An 18,911-nucleotide genomic window follows, 5' to 3' on the forward strand; every position below is an offset into this window, starting at 1 on the left:
TCTCCGGCCCCGGTCAGTCCTCCCGGACGCTTAGGACCACCTTCCCGACGGTGTCGGGGGAGTCGAGCATCTCGTGCGCGGCCGGCGCCTCGGTGATCGGCAGTTCCGCATGTACGACGGGTGCGACGATGCCGTCCGCCACCAGCGGCCACAGCTTGTCCCGGACCGCCGCGATCACCGCGGCCTTGCTGAACGGCCCCGTCTCGGGACGGCCGCGCAGCCCGGTCGCCAGCACCCGGCCGCGCTTGCCGAGCAGCTTGCCGATGTCCAGTTCGCCCTTGCGGCCGCCCTGCATGCCGATGATGACGAGCTGCCCGTCGGCGGCGAGGACGTCCACGTTGCGGTCCAGGTACGACGCGCCCATGTTGTCGAGGACGATGTCGGCACCGCGGCCGTGGGTGGCCTCGCGCAGCACCTGCACGAAGTCGTCGTCGCGGTAGTTGATCAGGATCTCGGCACCCAGCTCGGCGCAGCGCTCGAGCTTGTCGGCGGACCCGGCGGTGACCGCGACGCGGGCGCCGAGGGCCTTGCCGACCTGGATGGCGTGGGTGCCGATGCCGCCACCGCCGCCGTGGACGAGCAGAACCTGACCGGCGTGCAGACCGCACTCCATCACCAGGTTCGACCACACGGTGCACGCCACTTCCGGCAGTGAGGCCGCCGCGCGCAGATCCAGACCCTCCGGCACCGGCAGCAGCTGCGTGGCCGGGACCGCGACCTTCTCGGCGTAGCCGCCGCCCGCCAGCAGTGCGGCGACCCGGTCGCCGACCTTCCAGCCGTGGACGTCGGCGCCGACCTCGGCGATCACACCCGAGCACTCGAGCCCGAGAATGTCGCTCGCGCCCGGCGGCGGCGGGTACATTCCGCGACGCTGCAGCAGATCGGCGCGGTTGACTGCGGTGGCGGCGACGTCGAGCAGGACCTCGCCGCGGCGCGGTGTCGGATCGGGAACCTCGGTCCAGGACATCACTTCGGGTCCACCGGGTTCGGAAATCGTGATCGCGTACATGCCTCCGACGCTAGTCCGATCGCGCTAGCGTCACCGCGTGACCTTCTTCGGCAACATGCAGAACGAGATCTACCTGACCGGCCTCTCGGGGGCGCGCCCCGAACTGCCGATGACCGCCGCCGGCCTCGAGACACGGGCCCGAGCGGAGTTGAGCGCGGAGGCGTACGCGTACATCGCGGGCAGCGCGTCCACTGAGCGCACCGCGGCCGCGAACCTCGACGCCTACACGCGGCACGGACTGGTGCCGCGGATGCTGCGCGGGACCAGTGCCTCGGATGCGCGGGACCTGAGCGTCGACATCCTCGGCACCCGGCTGGCCGCCCCGGTGCTCACCGCACCGATCGGGGTGCTCGGTCTGGTTCGGGAGGACGGGGAGGCGATCGTCGGCGAGGTGACCACCGAACTCGGTGTCGGATCGGTGCTTTCGACCGCGGCGTCGTCGACGATCGAGGACGTCGGCGCCGTGTCGGGCGACAACTGGTGGTACCAGCTGTACTGGCCCGCGGACGACGAGCTGGCCCAGTCGCTGGTGCAGCGCGCCGCGAAGGCCGGCGCCAAGGCGATCGTCGTCACCGTCGACACTCCGGGAATGGGTTGGCGGCCAAGGGACCTCGAACTCGGACACCTGCCGTTCCTGCGCGCGCAGGGGATCGCCAACTACCTGTCGGATCCGGTGTTCCGCTCGCGGTTGGCCACTCCGCCCGAGGAGAGCGCCGAGGCGATGCAGATCGCGGTGCTGACGTGGGTGTCGCTGTTCGGCAATCACGTCCTCCGTGCCGTGGATATCGCGAAGATAACCGAGTGGACCGGTCTCCCCGTTCTGGTGAAAGGCATTGTCCACGAGGACGATGCGCGCGCCGTCGTCGACGCGGGCGCCGACGGCGTGATCGTGAGCAACCACGGCGGCCGGCAGGTAGACGGTGCGATCGCCGCACTCGACGCCCTCGGACCCGTCGCGGCCGCGGTCGGGGGCCGGGCCACAGTGTTGCTGGACTCCGGGATCCGGTGTGGTGCAGATGTTTTGATCGCCCTTGCGCTCGGCGCCGACGCGGTGCTCTACGGACGTCCATGGGTCTACGGGTTGGGGCTCGCCGGGGCCGACGGAGTCCGGCACGCGCTGCGAATCCTGTTGGCGGATTTGGACGTCACAATGGGGTTGGCCGGTTTGTCCAGCGTCACAGAGATCGATTCGAGCATCCTGCGTCCGGTCGGGCGATAGATAGCACTACTATGCATTCGTGACAGCAGATGCTCGAGTAACCACGGGTGCCGGGGTGGCGTGGCTCGGTGCCGAGGAAATGCGCGCGTGGCGCGGTTTCATCGACGGCAGTCAACGACTGATGGCGGTGCTCAACCGGGAGTTACAGTCGGCGCACGACATGTCCCTGGCGGAGTACCGGATCCTCGTGATGCTCTCCGAGTCGCCCGACGGCTCCGTACGGATGAGTGACCTCGCCGACGGCGTGCTGTCCTCCCGCAGTCGGCTCACCCACCAGATCCGCCGCATGGAGACCGAGGGCATGGTGGAGCGCAGCCAGTGCGTCGAGGACGGCCGCGGCGTCCTCGCCGTCATCACCGACGAGGGCCGACGGCGGCTCGCCGAGGCCGCACCCACGCACCTGTCGGGCGTCCGCAGGTACCTCATCGACCTGCTCAGCAAGCCCGAGATGAAGGTCGTTGCGGACGTGTTCGAAAAGGTCGACACCGCCATCGGCGACCGCGCCATCGGGTGATTGGTTTCGCCCGATCCGATCGATGCGGCTAGGATTCGCCACGGAAGCGTGGCAGAGCGGCCGAATGCACTCGCCTTGAAAGCGAGCGTCGTGAAAGCGACCGGGGGTTCAAATCCCTCCGCTTCCGCCAGAGCCCCTCACCTGTTTTTGCAGGTGAGGGGCATTTCGTTTCAGGGCGTGTTCAGGTACGTCTCGATGGCCTGCTGGGCCTTCGGGTTGGCGTCGTTCGTGCCGATGAGGCCGCCGATGACGGCGCCGGTCGGGCCGCCGATGATGCAACCGGCGAGGCTGCCGGGGAACATGGATATGCAGCCGATGCCGAGACCGATGACGGCGCCCATCGCGGCCCCCGCGGCGCCGCCCTGCGCCCAGCCGACGCCCAACTCGTTCAGCATGTTGTCCAGTGCCTGCTGTTTGGTCAGTGCCTGCTCTGTTGCCGGTGGCGGCGGGTCGGCGTGTGCGGTCCCGGCTCCGACGAATACCGCTCCGGTGACCAGCGCCGATGCTGTCACCTTTCTGATCAGGTTCATCGTGATCCCCACCTTGCGGCCGAAGAACGAGTCCGACCGACTGTAGCCCCGTCGTTTCCCCGTTGTGCGGTGAACGCTCTGCACCGTTATCTGGTTGCCGCCGTGACTTCTACCGCGTGCCGCCGTGGGCGAACCCGCCACCGACAACCAACTGCTCCACGTCGAAGACCTGACCGTAATTGAACTGCGGTCAGGTCTGGACACAGATGCGGTGCCGGCATTACCCGTACGAGGAACTCCCGGTGTTTTCGGCCGATCTCTCACACGGCGAGCATCGACAGCAGTGTCACGACCAGAAGCGCGACATAGCCGACGGCGTGGAGGCGGTCGGGCACGTGCCGGACGAGCCTCCGGGTGACAGCGATGGCGGGCAGCGATGCGGCGAGCAGGGTGCCGCCGACCGCGAGATCGATGTACCCGAGGGTGCCGGAGGAGGCCCGGTCGGTCGGCAGGGCGTACACAAGGGTTCCGACCACCGCGATCGGAATGCTCAACGGATTGGCCATGGCGGCGGCTGCGGCCATGGGCAGGTGCCTACGGCGCAGAAGCGGGACGGTCATGACACTTCCCCCGACACCGAGGAAGGCGGCGGTCGCGCCGATACCGACGCCGCCGACACTCATGACGCGCCTTCCGAGCGGACGGGGTTCACCGGACAGGTCGAGAAATCCCCGACGGGCGACGCTGTCGACGATGGTGACCATGACGTACACGACGAAGAGGGCGCGGATGAGCGATTCGGATGCATGCGCGGCCGCGAGTGCGCCCACCGCGGCGTCGACGGCGATGAAACCTGCCAGGGGCCAGATGTATTCGCGTCTGATGAGTCCGGAGGAGCGGCTGGACAGCGTCGCCAGCGACGCGTTGACGACCATCACCGCGGTCGAGGTGGCCACGGCGACGTGCATGGCGTCGGGGCGATCGATGGCGATGCCGTAGATCACGGGTACGACGACGAAGCCACCGCCGAAGCCGAAGAGGACCGTCGTGATCCCGATCAGGACGCCGAAGACCAGTAGAAGCAGGGGTGCATGTGTCACTGCTGTCACGCTAAGCGGCGCCGCCGTGTCGGGCATTCGATGATCCGCCACCTTCCGTCGAGAATCGGACACGCGTGTGGGATCCTCGAAACGTGCGGAACGGTCGACTGGAGGAGTACGACGCGGTCGATCGCGCTGTTCTGGCGATCGGTACGGGCTATCCGCACGGCACCGTCCTGGCAGCGCATCGTCATCGTCGAGCTCAGTTCCTCTACGGTATCGGCGGCGTGATGGACGTGACCGCCGAGCATGGTGCGTGGATCGTGCCTGCCGAGCGTGCTGTGCTCATCCCGGCCGGGACCGAGCACGCGGTCACCATGTGGGGAGTATTCACCCGCAGCCTGTACATCGAGCCGCCTGCGGTGCCGTGGTTCCCACCGAAGTGTGCCGTCATGGAGGTCTCGCCGTTGCTGCGCGAGCTGCTCTCCGCGGCAACCGAATTGCCGATCGAGTACTCGGTTCGGGGGCGTGACGCAACGCTGATGGCGCTGATAAATTCCGCTTCCGATGAACCCGTTGTTACGCAAGCAATGTGAGCCGTTCCTTCACGATCCTGACGTTCGTCGGTCGCCGCGGTGGTGGGCGGATGCTCTTCATGTCAGTGAGCGCACGGTCCACCGGATGTTCCGCCAGGAACTGTTCATGAGGGTGACCGAGTGGAAACGCCGCGTATGCGTCCTCCACTCGCTTCGGCGCCTGGCCGCCGGCGACGGTGTATCCACGGTCTCCGGCGATGTGGGATACGCCAGCCCAGCAGCATTTTCGACCATGTTCCGCAGGATTGTGGGCTCACCCCCGAGTAGTTTCGGGCCGGCGCACTAGCTGCGCAACCAACGCTCCGGCCCGCGGCGCCTCGTCGCTGGCCAGGCGGCCGCGTTCCACTTCGAATCCAAGTGGGCGTGGCCAGCGCAAACGATGTGCATCGTGGGCGGCGCTTGCGCTGGCCAACCTTCAGTTCGTTCCCGGCCGACTCGGTGACAGTCGCTCACCCAGTGCGCGCACGACACGGGTGTGAACGTCCTCGACCTCGCCTTCGGCATCGATCGAGCAGAGGATCGAGCTGTAGTGATGCAGGAGTGGCTCGTTCTCCTCGTTGTAGATGCGCAGGCGAGTCCGAATGACGTCGTCGGTATCGTCGGCGCGACCACGTGCGAGCATGCGGTTCAACACCGTTTGTTCGCTGACCGTGAAGTCCAGAACGGCGTCGAGTGGGCCGAGCGTATCGCTGAGCAGTTCGTCCAGCGCCATCGCCTGATCAACGGTGCGGGGGAAGCCGTCGAGAATGAAGCCCGAAGCTACGTCGTTTGCGCCCAATCGATCGCGAACCATGGCGACGGTGATATCGCTGGGAACGAGTTCGCCCGAATTGATGTAGGTTTTGGCGGTTTGGCCGAGTTCTGTGCGATCCGCGATGTGCTGCCGGAAAAGATCTCCGGTAGAGATGTGGGGAAGTTCCAAGAACTGTGCGAGCAGATGAGCTTGGGTGCCCTTTCCTGCTCCCGGAAGGCCGGTCAAAATCATGCGCATGTCAAGTGTTCCCTTTCCTGCGGCAAGCCGATATGCCGTTCTGTGCAAATGGAATTGGCGGATGAAAGTGGTCGGTCGGGCGGCAGGTCCGAGCGCGAGGTGGCGGCACGCTCCCCCTCCGTGCGGTCCTTCTGTGCGGTCCTGATCTGCCGGTACCCGGTCACTCTCCTTCTGTGGACCTCGAGCGGATGTCCTTGACGATCGCGGAAAAGTCCAGTCCGCCGCCACCCTCGGTATTGAATCGGCGATATATCTCGGATGCGCGTAATCCGAGGTCGGCCTCGACACCGTTGTCGCGTAGTGCATTTGCCGCCAGGGTGAGATCCTTTTCCATCAGCGCGACCGCGAAGCCCGGCTGGTAGTCGTTGTTGGCCGGGGTGGTTGGGACCGGACCGGGCACGGGGCAGTTGCTGGTCAGTGCCCAGCACTGTCCGGAGGCATTCGACGCGACGTCGAACAGTGCCTGATTGGTCAGTCCCAGCTTCTCGCCGAGTACGAACGCCTCGCTGATGGCGATCATCGACACACCGAGAATCATGTTGTTGCAGATCTTCGCGGCCTGCCCGACTCCGGAGCCGCCGCAGTGGACAACCTTTCGTCCCATCACGTCGAGTAGCGGCTTTGCGGACCCGAAGTCGACCTCGGAGCCTCCGACCATGAAGGCAAGGGTTCCCGCTGCGGCGCCGGCGACTCCGCCGGACACAGGGGCATCGATGGCGCGGTGTCCGGCCGACTGCGCCATCGAGGCTACCTCACGGGCGTCGGCGACATCGATCGTCGAGCAGTCGATGAAGAGGGAGTTCGGCTTGGCCACGGCAAGGACTTCTCGGTAGGTGTCGCGGACGAGCTTGCCGTTCGGCAGCATTGTGATCACGACATCCGCCTTCGCGACGGCGGAGATCGCGCTGTCACTGACAGTGAGGCCGTCCTCGGTTGCCTGCTGCTGAGCGACGATCGCGGGGTCGTATCCGAGGACCGCATAGCCGGCCCTGCCAAGGTTGGCCGCCATCGGTCCGCCCATGTGGCCGAGGCCGAGGAAGGCGACGGTCAGGTGAGTGTTCATCGGTCCGATCCCCTCCGGGACGACGACGTCGGGCGCGCTCACGCTGCGCCCGCCGATCCGACCACCGAGCGGGCCACGACGACCCGCATGATCTCGTTGGTGCCCTCCAGGATCTGGTGCACCCGCAGATCTCGCACGATCTTCTCCAATCCGTATTCCGCCAGATAGCCGTAACCGCCGTGCAACTGCAGCGCGTCGTTCGCGACGGTGAACCCGGTATCGGTGGCGAACCGCTTCGCCATCGCGCACAACTCCACCTTGTCGGCGGTGTCCGCGTCGAGGGCATCCGCGGCCCGCCACAGCAGGGTGCGGGCGGCCTCGAGTTCGATTCGCATGTCGGCGAGCCGGAACTGCAGTGCTTGCGACTCGATCAGCGCCGAGCCGAACGCCTTCCGCTCGGCGAGGTAGGCGACGGCCTTGTCGAGCGCGGCCTGCGCGCCGCCCACCGAGCAGGCGGCGATGTTGAGCCGTCCGCCGTTGAGGCCCTTCATCGCGATGCGGAAGCCTTCGCCCTCGCCGCCGAGCAGGTTGGCCGCCGGCACCCGGACCTCGTCGAGGATCACCTGCCGGGTGGGCTGGGCGTTCCAGCCCATCTTCTTCTCGTTGGCGCCGAACGACAGTCCGGGCGCATCCTTCGGCACGATGAACGCCGAGATGCCCCGAGCGCCTGCGTCGCCCGTCCGTGCCATGACGACGTACACGTCCGAGGTGCCCGCGCCGGAGATGAACTGCTTGACGCCGGTGAGCAGGTAGTCGTCGCCGTCACGAACGGCCTTGGTGGACAAGGCCGCGGCATCCGATCCCGCGCCGGGTTCGGTGAGGCAGTAGCTGCCGAGCTGTTCCATCGAGGCCAGCCTCGGCACCCAGCGTCGACGCTGCTCGTCGTCGCCGAACTCGTCGATCATCCACGTGACCATGTTGTGGATCGAGATGTACGCCGCGATCGACGGGCAACCGGTGGCGAGTTGCTCGAAGATCCGGACGCCGTCGAGACGGGTGAGACCCGAGCCGCCCACGTCCTCGCGGATGTAGATGCCACCCATGCCGAGGGTCCCGGCCTTGCGCAGCACGTCGACCGGGAAGTGTTTGTTCTGGTCCCACTCGATCGCGTTGGGCGCCAGGTATTCCGCGGCGAAGTCGCGCGCGGTGTCGCTGATCGCGCGCTCGTCGTCGGAAAGTCTGAACATAGCCATTGCGGTCAGTCCATCGTGGGGATGACGAAGTGGTCGGTGGCCGGGGCGGAGTCGGCGGAGTGATCCGAGGATCCTTCCTTGACGCCGGAGGGCCAGCGCTGGGTCACCGTCTTGGTCTTGGTGTAGAAGCGGATCGAGTCCGGGCCGTGCTGGTTGAGGTCGCCGAAGCCGGAGCGCTTCCAGCCGCCGAACGTGTGGTATGCGATCGGCACCGGAATCGGCACGTTGACGCCGACCATGCCGGTCTCGACGCGCGAGCAGAAGTCGCGGGCGGTGTCGCCGTCGCGGGTGAAGATCGCGACGCCGTTGCCGTACTCGTGCTCCGACGGCAGGCGCAGCGCCTCCTCGTAGTCGTGGGCGCGCACCACCTGCATGACCGGACCGAAGATCTCCTCCTTGTAGATCCGCATCTCCGGGGTGACGCGGTCGAACAGCGTTGCGCCGGCGAAGAATCCGCCCTCGTGCCCGTCGAGGGCGAAGCCGCGCCCGTCGACGACGAGCTCGGCGCCCTCGTCGACACCGATCTGCACGTAGCCGTTGACACGGGCCAGGGCGTCCGAGCCGACGAGCGGACCGAAGTCGGCGGTCTCGTCGTCCGAGCGACCGATCTTCAGCTTGCCGACCCGCTCGGTGAGCTTCGCGACGAGCGCGTCCGCGGTCTCCTCACCGACGGGCACCGCGACCGAGATCGCCATGCAACGCTCACCCGCCGAGCCGTAGCCGGCACCGACGAGGGCGTCGGCGACCTGGTCGAGGTCGGCGTCGGGCATGACGATCGCGTGGTTCTTGGCGCCGCCGAAGCACTGCGCGCGCTTGCCGTGCGCGGCGGCGGTCTCGTAGATGTACTGCGCGATCGGCGTGGAGCCGACGAAGCCGACGGCCTTGACCCGCGGGTCGGTCAGCAGGACGTCGACGGCACCCTTGTCGCCGTTGACGACGTTGAACACACCCGGCGGCAGGCCGGCCTCGAGGAACAGCTCGGCCAGACGCAGCGGCACCGACGGGTCCCGCTCGGACGGCTTGAGGATGAACGCGTTTCCGCACGCGAGGGCCGGCGCGGCCTTCCACAGCGGGATCATCGCCGGGAAGTTGAACGGCGTGATGCCGGCGACGACGCCGAGCGGCTGACGCATCGAGTAGACGTCGATGCCCGAACCGGCACCCTCGGTGTACTCGCCCTTGAGCAGGTGCGGGATACCGGTGGCGAACTCGACCACCTCGAGGCCGCGCTGGATGTCACCCTTCGCATCCGGAATGGTCTTGCCGTGCTCGGACGACAGCAGCCGGGCGAGCGGGTCCATCTCGTCCTGGATCAGCTGCAGGAACCGCATGAGGACACGGGCCCGTCGCTGCGGATTCCACGCCGCCCATTCCTTCTGCGCGTCAACCGCATTGGCGATGACTGCCTCGGTTTCCTCTCGGCTGGCGAGTGGGACCTTGGCCCGCACCTGCCCGGTGTTGGGGTCGAAGACGTCGGCGAACCCGCCGGACGAACCGGGAACCCGCTTGCCGCCGATGAAATGGGAAAGCTCATGAACACTCATGGTCCGTATCTGTCCTTCATTGTCTCGATGCGTACGCCGGAAAGGGTGTGGGTGACCACCTCACGCTCGAGTGATAGTAGGTCATCCGATAGTTGGGTGTCCATGCATAATCTGGATCCGGTTGACATCCCTGCCCGAATGAGGCGAGCGCTGAGCGGGCTCGGGCCACACCCCGGCCCCCCTGGCGCTGCTCGGTCGAGTGGAAATAGGTTGAGGTTCAATGTGATTGGACGGGCCTGTCTCGTCTACGCGCCGTCTGCGCACGTGTTCTGTGCGGTGCGTCTTGCGTATCTGCGAAACACTCTCACTCCGTGGAGAGGTGACGCTCACGATGGGAAGCGCGCCGCGGTGTCGGCGATGATGTGGCTCGAGTTCACGTGTGCGCTGAAGACACTGGATAGAGCGTCGATGCCGGCCTTGATGACGGGGCGGTCGGCGTCTCGTCGGCGCACCGCAAGTATCTCGCGCCGCAACGCGGGGTAGACGGGAACGATCGAGACGCCGTTGGGCACCCACACCTTGGCGAGCCGTGGGATGAGTGCGGCCGCCAGCCCGTGGGCAACAAACTCGAGCTGTGCGGCAAACTCCGGTACCTCGTATCGAACAACCGGCTCGACTCCACGCCTCCTCAGGGTCTGCACCAGCCAGGTATGGAATGCTTCCCCCCTTCGCCAAGTGGCCCAAGGCATCTCGGCGAGTGCGTCGAGCTCGACTCGCTCCATGCCTGCCAGTGGGTGGTCGGAAGGCAAGGCGACGTCGGCGACGTCCTCGTGGATGCGTGTATGGACGACATTCTCGGGCAGGCGCAGCGGCATCGTCAGCCAGCTGTCGACGACTGCAAGGTCGATCTCGCTCCGCGTGATGGAAGGCAGGAGGGAATCCGTCTCATCGGCGACAACGCTCACCTCGACGGCCGGATGGAGTGCGCGGAGCTGGGCTATTGCGCGAGGTAGCACGACGCGGCTGGCCGAGGAGAACGAGCCTATGCGGAGTTCGCCGTTGACGTCGCTGTCGAGGGAGGAGACTTCCGACTCGGCACGGGCGAGGAGAGCCAGGATCGCCCGACCCCTACGGACGAGGAGTCGGCCGGCGGCGGTGAGCCGCACGGTCCGCCCGTAGGGCTCGAGCAGGGGGGTGCCGACTTCCTTCTCGAGCTTCGCCAGTTGCTGCGACACCCCTGACGGTGTGAGGTGGAGGTGCCTCGCGGCGGCGATGACAGAGCCGTATTCCGCCACGGCGCAGAGCGCACGCAGCCGTTCAACTCCCAACATTTAAGAATTCCTACCTGGTCGCGTGCAATTTCTTTCGCTTGTTTCCACCAAACAGGGTCGCGATGATCGAGATGTGTCAATCGAAACCCTTCCCTCGGAATCAGCGTGTTCTCGTCGTATCTCCGCCGAGTCGAGCGACCCACGAATTATCGTGTTGATGGGTGCTGCCGTCATCGCGTTGAGTGGCCCGTTCGTGAAGCTGGCAGCAGTGTCGCCGGCAACGGCAACCTTCTACCGGTGCGCGCTGGCATTGCCGGTTCTGGGAGCCCTGATGTATCGCGAGTTGCGGACCATTGGACGCCTCTCCGCGCAGGAGATCGGCATCCAGTTGATCGGCGGCGTGATGCTCGGAATCGACTTCGCTTTGTGGTCCTATTCGATTCAACTGATCGGCGCCGGAATCGCGAGTGTGGTGGTCAACATTCAAGTAGTCATCGTGCCGATGCTGACATGGGTTGCCTTCGGGACACGTGTACCGATTCGATTCGTGATCGCCGTCCCTGTTCTTCTCGGAGGAATTGCCCTCTCGAGTGGTGCGTTCGTCGAAGCGGGTGGCGACAGTGTGATTGCCGGGACAGCACTTGCGCTCAGTGCCGGCGTCGCCTACGCAATTTACTTGTTCGCAACCGGGCGAGCAGGCAATCCTGGGCGACCGGCGTCGAAAGTATTTGTCTCCACTATTGCGGCTGGAGTCGCTGGCAGCGCCGTCGGATCCATCTGGGGAGCCGTTGATCTGACTCCGGGCTGGATATCCATGGGGTCGTTGATCGCATTGGCATCGAGTGCTCAGGTGGTCGGATGGATTCTGATCGCCAACGGCCTGCCCAAGGTTCCGGCCGAGATCGGGGCCACGCTGCTGTTGATGCAGCCCGTGATTGCGTTGTTGGCAAGCATGGCATTGCTCCATGAACGACCCGGAATCACCCAACTGATCGGCTGCGCGGTGGTCATTTGTGCGGTCTGGGTGGTGTCGGTCGGGCCTGGGCGGGGTCGTGGTGTCGGCGTCATTTTCGGCAAGCGCTCCGCGGTTCGGGGCGATGGTCCCGGCCCGACGCAATCGCGATGAAGGACCGGGGTTCGGTTCCGCCATTGCGCATCGACGATGGCGGAACCGAACCCCGGTGCTTGCCGAACTAGAGGGAGCGAGATTTGGTTTCGGGAAGAAGGAGCGTGCTCACGAGGCTGATCAGGACGGCGCCGATGAGCAGGACAGCGATGGCGAGGCTGCCGAATGCCGCCAACAAGACCCCCGCGATCACGGGTGGGATGGCGCCCCCGAGCACGCCGGCGAGGTTGTATGCGAGCCCAGCTCCGGTGTAGCGATGCTCGGTCGAGAACAGCTCGGGAATGAACGACGCCATGGGGCCGTAGGAAGTGCCCAGGATTCCGAAGGTTCCAGCGATTCCGACGACAAACAGAACTGCGGACCCGGTATCGAGGATGGGAAGTATCGCGAACGACCAGGGGAGCGCCAGCGCGAACCCGAGGAGGATGACCCGGCGGCGTCCGAGCGAATCGCTGAGGACGGCGGAGATCGCACACGTGGTCACCATTGCCAGCCCGCCCGCGACATTTGCGATGAGGACGAGGGAAAAGGAATGTCCGAGTTCGGTTCGGCCGTACCCGGTCAAATAGGTACCGCCCATGAAGGTGAATGAGAAGACACTCACCATGACACCGGCGCCGAGCACCGTTTTCTTGGCCTGCGTCCGAAGCAGAGAGGACAGGGGGCTTTTGGCGACGGCCGACTGCTGGTTTCGGAATACCGGAGTTTCCTCGATGTTTAGCCGCATGTAGAGCGCAATCGCGATGAGGACGATGCTGAAGAGGAAGGGCAGGCGCCATCCCCATGTCAGAAATGCATTGCTGCTCTCGCCGATGGAACTGCTGACGATGAAGAAGACAAGGCTGCTGAGGACCAGGCCCGCCCCTACGCCGATCTGAGGGAACATTCCATACAGCCCGCGCTTTTTGCTGGGTGCGTACTCCGCAGTGAGAAGTGCTGCGCCGGACCATTCTCCGCCTACGGCGAACCCCTGCAATGCGCGCATCAGAATAAGGAGGAGGGGGGCCCAGACTCCAATGGCGTCGGCGCTCGGTATCAGGCCGATGGTGATCGTGGATACGCCCATTATCAAAAGTGTCGCCACAAGTGTCTTTTTTCGGCCGAGTCGGTCGCCGTAATATCCGAAGAAGGCGGACCCGACGGGCCGGATGATGAAGGCGACGGCAAACGTCGCAAAGGACGATACCGTTGCGACTGTGGGGGAAAGGTCGGGGAAGAAGACATGAGGGAATACGAGAGCTGCGGCGATTCCGTATATGTAGAAGTCGTAGTACTCGATGGCGGAACCCACGAAGCTTGCCAGCGCTACGCGATGCATTGTTGCTGGGGCGCTGGGCGCCGTCGATTGTGACTGATCGGTGATCATCTAAGCGTTTCTCCGTCGCGAAGGGGCGGGAATCGGAGGCGCATACCGGACGGCGATGTACTGGGTGCGCGCGTGGGGATGAGGCTCTCCGAAGCCCGGTGATTCAGAAGTTGAACAGAGTGGCTTGCAGGGTCTGGCTGAGATAGATCCTGGATGACTGAGGTGGTCTGGCCAGTAGGAGCAGTGAACTACATCACGCCTTTGCGGTCAAGGCTGGGTCGGTGATCGCTCCGCCCGGGTCGGGGCGACGTGCCTCGCGGTCTGCGTGTACGCCTGTGTCGCCACCACTTTCACGCCATTGACCTCGCCGGGACCGAGAAGATTGGCGATGTAGGGCATCGACACGGTCGACGGTCCGTCGATGAAGCCTCAGGTCTTGACAACCCCATTCAATGCTGATGTTCTACTTGTCAGACCAGTAAGGGAAGCCCTCCCGGCTCGCCATGGTCGTCCAGTCCGTGACCGCTGGTCGGGTGGGGCGGATCGAGCAGGCTTTCCAGCCGTGCGGGCGAGCCGGATGGTCGCGGCGACGAACTCGCGTCAGACGTTCTGTGACCGCACTACTCAACCGAAGGAAGAATCATGAGTGAACCGTCAGTGCTCGTCGAGCATGTCGGAGACGTCGCAGTGCTCACCCTCAATCGCCCCCATGCATTGAATGCACTGAACACGGACCTGTTGACCAATTTCGTCGGAGCACTCCGAGCGGTTCAGGATGCCGGCGCCATCGTGGTCCAAGGTGCGGGGAGGGCGTTCTGCGCCGGCGAGGACCTGAACGAAACGCTCGCACCGAAGACCGGCTCGGCCGAAGAGTTGCGGGTGGCGTTCCATCAGCTTCAGGACCTCACTCGATTGATGACCGGCGCTCCGTGCCCGGTGGTCAGTGCGGTCCAGGGCTATGCCATTGGTGGGGGAGCGGAGATCGCTCTCACTGCAGATTTCGTCGTCGGGGGTCCTCAGGCCAGGCTCAAGTTCCCCGAGGCGGTCATCGGCCACGCACCTACAGGAGGCATCACTGCCCGCCTCCCACTGATGGTCGGATTGCTTCGCGCCAAGGAATTGTTGCTCACCGGCCGATGGGTCGATCCAGTCGAAGGCCTCGAACTGGGGCTGTACACGGAGCTCCATGACGATCCGCAGGCTCGCGCGTTGGAGCTTGCGGCGCAGTTGAGTTCGTACCCTCGCCGTTCCCAGACGGCCGTCAAACGCGCGATCGAGGTCGCGCTGGTGCCTCAGCAGGAGACCTACCTGCAGCTCGAGGTCGAGCTCGCGTCGCATTGCTTCGCCTCGGCCGAAACGGCTGAGAGCTTTGTCGCGTTCCGCAACCGAGACCGCGCGGACACCGGCGCATCGACGACATCTCCGTAGAGATCCCGACAACTGAAGTGAGAGAAATGAACGACGAAACAACTCTGAATTCGGCGCTCGCCGATGCCGTCGAACGTTGGCCTGATCGGATCTTCCTCAAGATCGACGGATGTGACGTGACGTTCGCCGAGTTCGACGCGCAGGTGGGCAGGCTTGCTGCCGGTTTGAGTGAGGTCTGCGGAATCCAGGCCGGCGACCGTGTCAGTGTCTTCATGCGAAACTCGCTCGAGTGCGAGCACACGTGGTTCGCGGCGAACCGCCTCGGTGCTGCTTGGGTACCGATCAACACCGAGTTCCGTGGTCTCAGCCTCGAGCATGCGGCCAAGCTGGCAGACGCCCGTGTGTACGTCGTGGATTCCGATCTCCACGAGATCTTGACTACCGCCTTGTGGCGCGCAGGGATCGACGCCACCGTCATCACGGTGGGCGACAGTGCGAGTGGCGGTCTGCGACTGACCGAGCTGTACCTCGATCACGCGAAACCGGCTGTGGAAGTGCGGCCTTCGGATGTTTCCGCTCTGCTGTACACCTCGGGGACCACCGGGCGGTCGAAGGCATGCATGTTGTCGCACCGCTACTTCACGTCTCAGGCCGGCATTGCGATCCGCGACTTCGGTCTGGTCGAGAGTGACGTGCTCTACTGCCCGTTCCCGCTGTTCCACGCCGATGCAACGGCTCTCACGACGGTTCCTGCTCTCCTCATCGGTGCAACGGCCGCGATCAGTAAGCGCTTCAGTGCATCTCGGTTCTGGGACGAGGTTCGGGAAGCAGGCGCGACGGTCTTCGACTTCATGGGGGCGACCCTTTCCATCCTCGGGAAGGCGGAGCCGCGGCCGGACGACGCGGACAACCCCGTCCGACTTGCTTGGGGAGTTCCGGTACCCGAATCGATCGAAGTCTTCGAGAAGCGTTTCGGATTGACTGTGATCGAGCTGTACGGGTCCGTCGAAGCGAACATTCCGATCACCCAGCGGTTTACTGACGAACGGGTGCCCGGATCGTGTGGCCGCGTCGTCGACGAGTTCGAGATCAGAGTGACCGATGAGTTCGATGAGAAAGTGCCGGTCGGGCAAACCGGTGAGCTTCTGATTCGTCCCAAGGTGCCCTGGACGACCTTCTCCGGATACTTCGGTAATCCGGAGGCGAGCACAGAAGCTATGCGCAACATGTGGTTCCACAGCGGCGATCTCGTCCGGGTCGACGATGCGGGCAACGTCTTCTTCGTCGGCCGGAAGAAGGAGTCCATCCGACGGCGCGGCGAGAATATCTCGGCATTCGAGGTCGAAGAAGGCGTTCGCGAGCATCCCCAGGTCCTCGACTGCGCCGCATACGGTGTCCGATCGGAGCTCACGGAAGAAGAGGTCAAGATCTCGGTCGTGGTCAGGGAAGGCGAGTCCTTGACCGAGAAGGAAGTCTGGGAGTTCTGCTACGGCACGATGGCTCGTTTCCAGGTTCCTCGCTACATTGAGCTCGTACCCGATTTGCCGAAGACCCCCACTGGCAAGGTCGAGAAGTTCAAACTCCAGGAACGCCCGTTCAACGAGAACACGCGGGAGTTCGAGCTTCCTGCAAAGGTTCGCGCCTGATGCCCGCCGGCGGAGGTACACCAAGAGTCGACAGCGCGATTTCGGCAAGAGGAGAAGACATGACGAGTAAATGGCTCACATTCGATTGTTATGGAACACTGGTCGATTGGCGCCAGGGAATGACGGCAGCTCTGCAGTCGGTCGCCGGCGCAGACGCGGGGCGGCTGTTGACCGAGTATCACCTCCATGAACACGTGGTCCAGGAGCAGAACCCTGCGTGGACCTACCGCGCTGTGCTGGCCGAGGCGCTTCGTCGAGCCGCCGAAGTCTGTGAAGTCTCGTTGACCGAGGACGAGTGCGACGTTCTCGGTCGCACGCTTCCCTCGTGGCCGGTTTTCCCGGATACGAACCGAGCGCTCCGGGAGCTCGAAGCGCGGGGCTACAAGTTTGGCGTGCTCTCGAACGTCGACCGAGAACTGCTGGAACAGACCCTGACTCAGTTCGACGTTCGAATCGACGTGACGGTCACGAGTTCCGACATCGGTAGCTACAAGCCGGCATTGGGGCACTTCGAGACGTTCCAGACGTTGTCCGGTGCCGAGAACCACGAGTGGATCCACGTTGCCTGCAGCTGGTTCCATGATGTCGAGGCCGCCGACAGGTTCGGGGTTCGGTCGGTATACATCAACCGGGAAAGGACCCCGCACTCCGAAGGGGACCTGGCGGCCGCCGTTCTCCCGGACTTGGTGACCCTTCCCGAGGTCGCAGAGGCCCTGTTCGGCAACTGAGCAGGCTGACCTCGCCGGAAGGCACACATCGCCGACGGTGTGGGAGAGATGATCGCGATACTGCCATGCTGGGCACACTCGTTGCGATGTGGTGTTCGGAGTGCGAGAACCTCCAGTTGTTCGTGGAGCCGAGGGTTCCACTCGACTGGAGGTTCTCTGCGTATCGGTGCTGATGGAGAATTCGGGATGGAATGTGAAGTCTGCATCGCCAGAACGGGGTCGACGTGGCGCCGGCAGGTCGACGATCAACGCTCTGCCGGCCCCCCGCCACTCACTGCAGTTGGACGCCAATCATTTTCCGGCTCAAGGGATTCTGCGCCGGAGACCGCCGGTCGCGACGAGCTTGCGTGGCGAGGCGCGGCGAAGCACGGGCACGAGTGGCCTCACAGCCCTTTGTGAAGGTGTCATCCGCTCACATGGGGCTGTGTGAGGCGAACTGCTCGAGCTGCCGACGGCGCTCCTCTGGGAGGAAGCGCCCGAAATGGTCGAGAATATCGTGCTGTGCCAGCTTCGCCGCGCGGTCACCGTCCCGCTGGCGGATGGCGTCCAGCACCCGCTCGTGCCGGCGCCAGCTGTCGAGCATCAGAGCGCGGTCGTCCAGCGTGGTGGAGAGTTTGGTTTCGATCAGGTTGATGACCACTCCACGGGCAACGTCATTGCACACCCGAAGCAAACCGCTGTTCGCAGCTTCGGCCACGGTGTGGTGGAATTCGACATCGGCCTGGGAGAACGCCTCGTATCCGCTGTCGATGGCATCGGCCAGGTGCGCATGTGCCGCTTCCATGCGTTCGAGTTGTTCCGCGGTGTGGCCGACGGCAGCGAGATAGGTGGCCGAGCCTTCGATGGCCATCCGGAACTGGATGAGGTCCGTCAGATCGAACTGTTCGAGATGCACCATCGCGGTGAGGGACCGGCGGAGCCCATCGGGTGAGAACTGCTGGACTTCCGCGCCCCCGGTCGGGTCACCTTGCTTCGATCGGATGAGCCCCGAGCTCTCGAGCACTCGAAGTGCTTCGCGTACCGTCGTCCGGCTCACGGCAAACTCCACGGTGAGCTCGCGTTCGCTTGGCAGCCTTTGACCTGGACGCAGATCTCCGCGGAAGATTGCATCCTCGATCTGCTTGACGATGCTCTCGTACGCGCGGACTCGGCGAGCTGGCGTGAACTTCCGTCGTTCGCCACTCGATGGTGTGGTCGTCACTTCCTGCTCCTCGCTGCGCGACTGGGTGTTCAACCCTGCATTCTCTGACAACCAGGGCTTGAACGTGCCCAGTCTACTGCGTCCAGGTTAGTGGTCTGATGACTACCTAACGGCGCGCCTCTAGTCGGGCGGCAATCTTGGCGGCGTCTGCGATGGCGCGATGGTGTTCGACGGTGGCGCAAACATCGTCCCCGTCGTAGACATCGACCAAGAATCGCAGTCGACGGCCGTTGCGTTCCTCGAGTCGTGCGCGGGCGGTCAGCGTTGCGCCGATCGGGCTGGGAAGTCGGTGTTCGATGGATGCGTAAGTGCCGACCGTAATCTCGCCGTTCGAAAGCGAGTCCTCGACGACGTTGTGGCAAGCCACCTCGGCGAGTCCGAGGACAAAAGGCGTGGACGCCGCCTCGGGGAACGGATCGCCGAAGGTCGCGGCGGTGTCTGACGCCGTGACGGTGCGTGAAAGTTCTGCGTGGGCACTCATAAAGTCTCCTGATAGCGATGGTCTAGTGGTCTAGCCAGTAGCATGGCTGCCCTACCCTGGTACGTCAACCGCCCTTGGGGATCTGGACAAGAGGTGTGACCCACATTACTGTCCATACTGGCTAGACCACTAGGGTCGGTTGGCTTCAGTGTCGGTTTACAGCCGCGAAGTCCATCCCCTGCCCTCACAAGGGCAGTGGTTCTTA

19 protein-coding genes and 1 tRNA gene are annotated in these 18,911 nt (G+C 64.6%); 9 read left to right on the plus strand and 11 right to left on the minus strand.

The window, feature by feature from the left end; all coding sequences use genetic code 11:
- Positions 1-13: 13 nt before the first annotated feature.
- Complete coding sequence (locus ACQ5DX_RS25095; RefSeq protein WP_430335179.1) at positions 14-1,009, minus strand: NAD(P)H-quinone oxidoreductase; 996 nt, start codon at positions 1,007-1,009, stop codon at positions 14-16.
- A gap of 55 nt (positions 1,010-1,064) precedes the next feature.
- Here ACQ5DX_RS25095 and ACQ5DX_RS25100 point away from each other — a divergent pair, with 55 nt between their 5' ends.
- The 3 genes from ACQ5DX_RS25100 to ACQ5DX_RS25110 all read left to right on the plus strand — a co-directional run bounded on the left by ACQ5DX_RS25100 (position 1,065) and on the right by ACQ5DX_RS25110 (position 2,872).
- On the plus strand, positions 1,065-2,228 hold the full coding sequence (locus tag ACQ5DX_RS25100; RefSeq protein ID WP_430335794.1) for an alpha-hydroxy-acid oxidizing protein: 1,164 nt from the start codon (positions 1,065-1,067) through the stop codon (positions 2,226-2,228).
- Between the two features lie 79 nt (positions 2,229-2,307).
- On the plus strand, positions 2,308-2,742 hold the full coding sequence (locus ACQ5DX_RS25105) for a MarR family winged helix-turn-helix transcriptional regulator (protein WP_430335795.1): 435 nt from the start codon (positions 2,308-2,310) through the stop codon (positions 2,740-2,742).
- A 42-nt stretch (positions 2,743-2,784) separates the two neighbouring features.
- Positions 2,785-2,872, plus strand: a tRNA-Ser gene (locus ACQ5DX_RS25110).
- A gap of 40 nt (positions 2,873-2,912) precedes the next feature.
- Here the strand turns inward: ACQ5DX_RS25110 and ACQ5DX_RS25115 are convergent.
- Both ACQ5DX_RS25115 and ACQ5DX_RS25120 read right to left on the minus strand, forming a co-directional pair.
- Entirely contained in the window at positions 2,913-3,272 is a 360-nt protein-coding gene (locus ACQ5DX_RS25115) for a hypothetical protein (RefSeq protein WP_430335180.1), read from the minus strand.
- Between the two features lie 260 nt (positions 3,273-3,532).
- Positions 3,533-4,312: a sulfite exporter TauE/SafE family protein gene (locus ACQ5DX_RS25120; protein ID WP_430335181.1), complete on the minus strand. Its 780-nt coding sequence runs from the start codon at positions 4,310-4,312 to the stop codon at positions 3,533-3,535.
- 92 nt (positions 4,313-4,404) lie between these two features.
- On the opposite strand from ACQ5DX_RS25120, the gene ACQ5DX_RS25125 reads away from it, so the two are divergent.
- Together ACQ5DX_RS25125 and ACQ5DX_RS25130 are read left to right on the plus strand one after the other, a co-directional pair.
- On the plus strand, positions 4,405-4,848 hold the full coding sequence (locus ACQ5DX_RS25125; protein WP_430335182.1) for an AraC family ligand binding domain-containing protein: 444 nt from the start codon (positions 4,405-4,407) through the stop codon (positions 4,846-4,848).
- 85 nt (positions 4,849-4,933) lie between these two features.
- On the plus strand, positions 4,934-5,134 hold the full coding sequence (locus ACQ5DX_RS25130) for a helix-turn-helix domain-containing protein (protein WP_430335183.1): 201 nt from the start codon (positions 4,934-4,936) through the stop codon (positions 5,132-5,134).
- Positions 5,135-5,263: 129 nt separating this feature from the next.
- Here ACQ5DX_RS25130 and ACQ5DX_RS25135 read toward each other — a convergent pair whose 3' ends face one another.
- The 5 genes from ACQ5DX_RS25135 to ACQ5DX_RS25155 form a co-directional block, all read right to left on the minus strand.
- Positions 5,264-5,839 carry an adenylate kinase gene (locus ACQ5DX_RS25135; protein ID WP_430335184.1) on the minus strand — a complete coding sequence of 192 codons (576 nt, stop codon included), beginning with the start codon at positions 5,837-5,839 and terminating at the stop codon, positions 5,264-5,266.
- A gap of 160 nt (positions 5,840-5,999) precedes the next feature.
- Positions 6,000-6,902 carry a 3-hydroxyisobutyrate dehydrogenase gene (gene mmsB, locus ACQ5DX_RS25140; RefSeq protein WP_430335796.1) on the minus strand — a complete coding sequence of 301 codons (903 nt, stop codon included), beginning with the start codon at positions 6,900-6,902 and terminating at the stop codon, positions 6,000-6,002.
- 38 nt (positions 6,903-6,940) lie between these two features.
- Complete coding sequence (locus ACQ5DX_RS25145; protein ID WP_430335185.1) at positions 6,941-8,089, minus strand: isobutyryl-CoA dehydrogenase; 1,149 nt, start codon at positions 8,087-8,089, stop codon at positions 6,941-6,943.
- Between the two features lie 11 nt (positions 8,090-8,100).
- Positions 8,101-9,639, minus strand: a complete 1,539-nt coding sequence (locus tag ACQ5DX_RS25150) for a CoA-acylating methylmalonate-semialdehyde dehydrogenase (RefSeq protein WP_430335186.1) — start codon at positions 9,637-9,639, stop codon at positions 8,101-8,103.
- A gap of 326 nt (positions 9,640-9,965) precedes the next feature.
- Positions 9,966-10,910 carry a LysR family transcriptional regulator gene (locus tag ACQ5DX_RS25155; protein ID WP_430335187.1) on the minus strand — a complete coding sequence of 315 codons (945 nt, stop codon included), beginning with the start codon at positions 10,908-10,910 and terminating at the stop codon, positions 9,966-9,968.
- A 22-nt stretch (positions 10,911-10,932) separates the two neighbouring features.
- On the opposite strand from ACQ5DX_RS25155, the gene ACQ5DX_RS25160 reads away from it, so the two are divergent.
- On the plus strand, positions 10,933-11,976 hold the full coding sequence (locus ACQ5DX_RS25160; protein ID WP_430335188.1) for a DMT family transporter: 1,044 nt from the start codon (positions 10,933-10,935) through the stop codon (positions 11,974-11,976).
- Between the two features lie 67 nt (positions 11,977-12,043).
- On the opposite strand, the gene ACQ5DX_RS25165 is transcribed toward ACQ5DX_RS25160, so the two are convergent.
- Positions 12,044-13,294, minus strand: coding sequence for an MFS transporter (locus tag ACQ5DX_RS25165; protein WP_430335797.1), 1,251 nt, complete (start codon positions 13,292-13,294; stop codon positions 12,044-12,046).
- 675 nt (positions 13,295-13,969) lie between these two features.
- Here ACQ5DX_RS25165 and ACQ5DX_RS25170 point away from each other — a divergent pair.
- From ACQ5DX_RS25170 to ACQ5DX_RS25180, 3 genes are read left to right on the plus strand one after another with little or no spacing between them, the layout of a single operon-like run.
- The gene (locus tag ACQ5DX_RS25170) at positions 13,970-14,710 is read left to right on the plus strand and encodes an enoyl-CoA hydratase/isomerase family protein (RefSeq protein WP_430335189.1); all 741 of its coding nucleotides are present in this window, start codon (positions 13,970-13,972) and stop codon (positions 14,708-14,710) included.
- A 26-nt stretch (positions 14,711-14,736) separates the two neighbouring features.
- Positions 14,737-16,296, plus strand: coding sequence for an AMP-binding protein (locus tag ACQ5DX_RS25175; RefSeq protein WP_430335190.1), 1,560 nt, complete (start codon positions 14,737-14,739; stop codon positions 16,294-16,296).
- A complete protein-coding gene (locus ACQ5DX_RS25180) occupies positions 16,296-17,024 on the plus strand; it encodes an HAD-IA family hydrolase (protein WP_430335191.1) in 729 nt (242 codons plus the stop codon). The genes ACQ5DX_RS25175 and ACQ5DX_RS25180 overlap by 1 nt, the downstream gene beginning before the upstream one ends.
- Positions 17,025-17,436: 412 nt before the next feature.
- Here the strand turns inward: ACQ5DX_RS25180 and ACQ5DX_RS25185 are convergent, their stop codons facing one another.
- Both ACQ5DX_RS25185 and ACQ5DX_RS25190 read right to left on the minus strand, forming a co-directional pair.
- Entirely contained in the window at positions 17,437-18,258 is an 822-nt protein-coding gene (locus ACQ5DX_RS25185) for a FadR/GntR family transcriptional regulator (protein ID WP_430335192.1), read from the minus strand.
- Positions 18,259-18,331: 73 nt separating this feature from the next.
- Entirely contained in the window at positions 18,332-18,706 is a 375-nt protein-coding gene (locus ACQ5DX_RS25190) for a thioesterase family protein (RefSeq protein ID WP_430335193.1), read from the minus strand.
- Between the last annotated feature and the right edge of the window lie 205 nt (positions 18,707-18,911).

The organism is Rhodococcus sp. ACT016 (genome assembly GCF_050477185.1).
Classification (GTDB): Bacteria; Actinomycetota; Actinomycetes; order Mycobacteriales; family Mycobacteriaceae; genus Prescottella.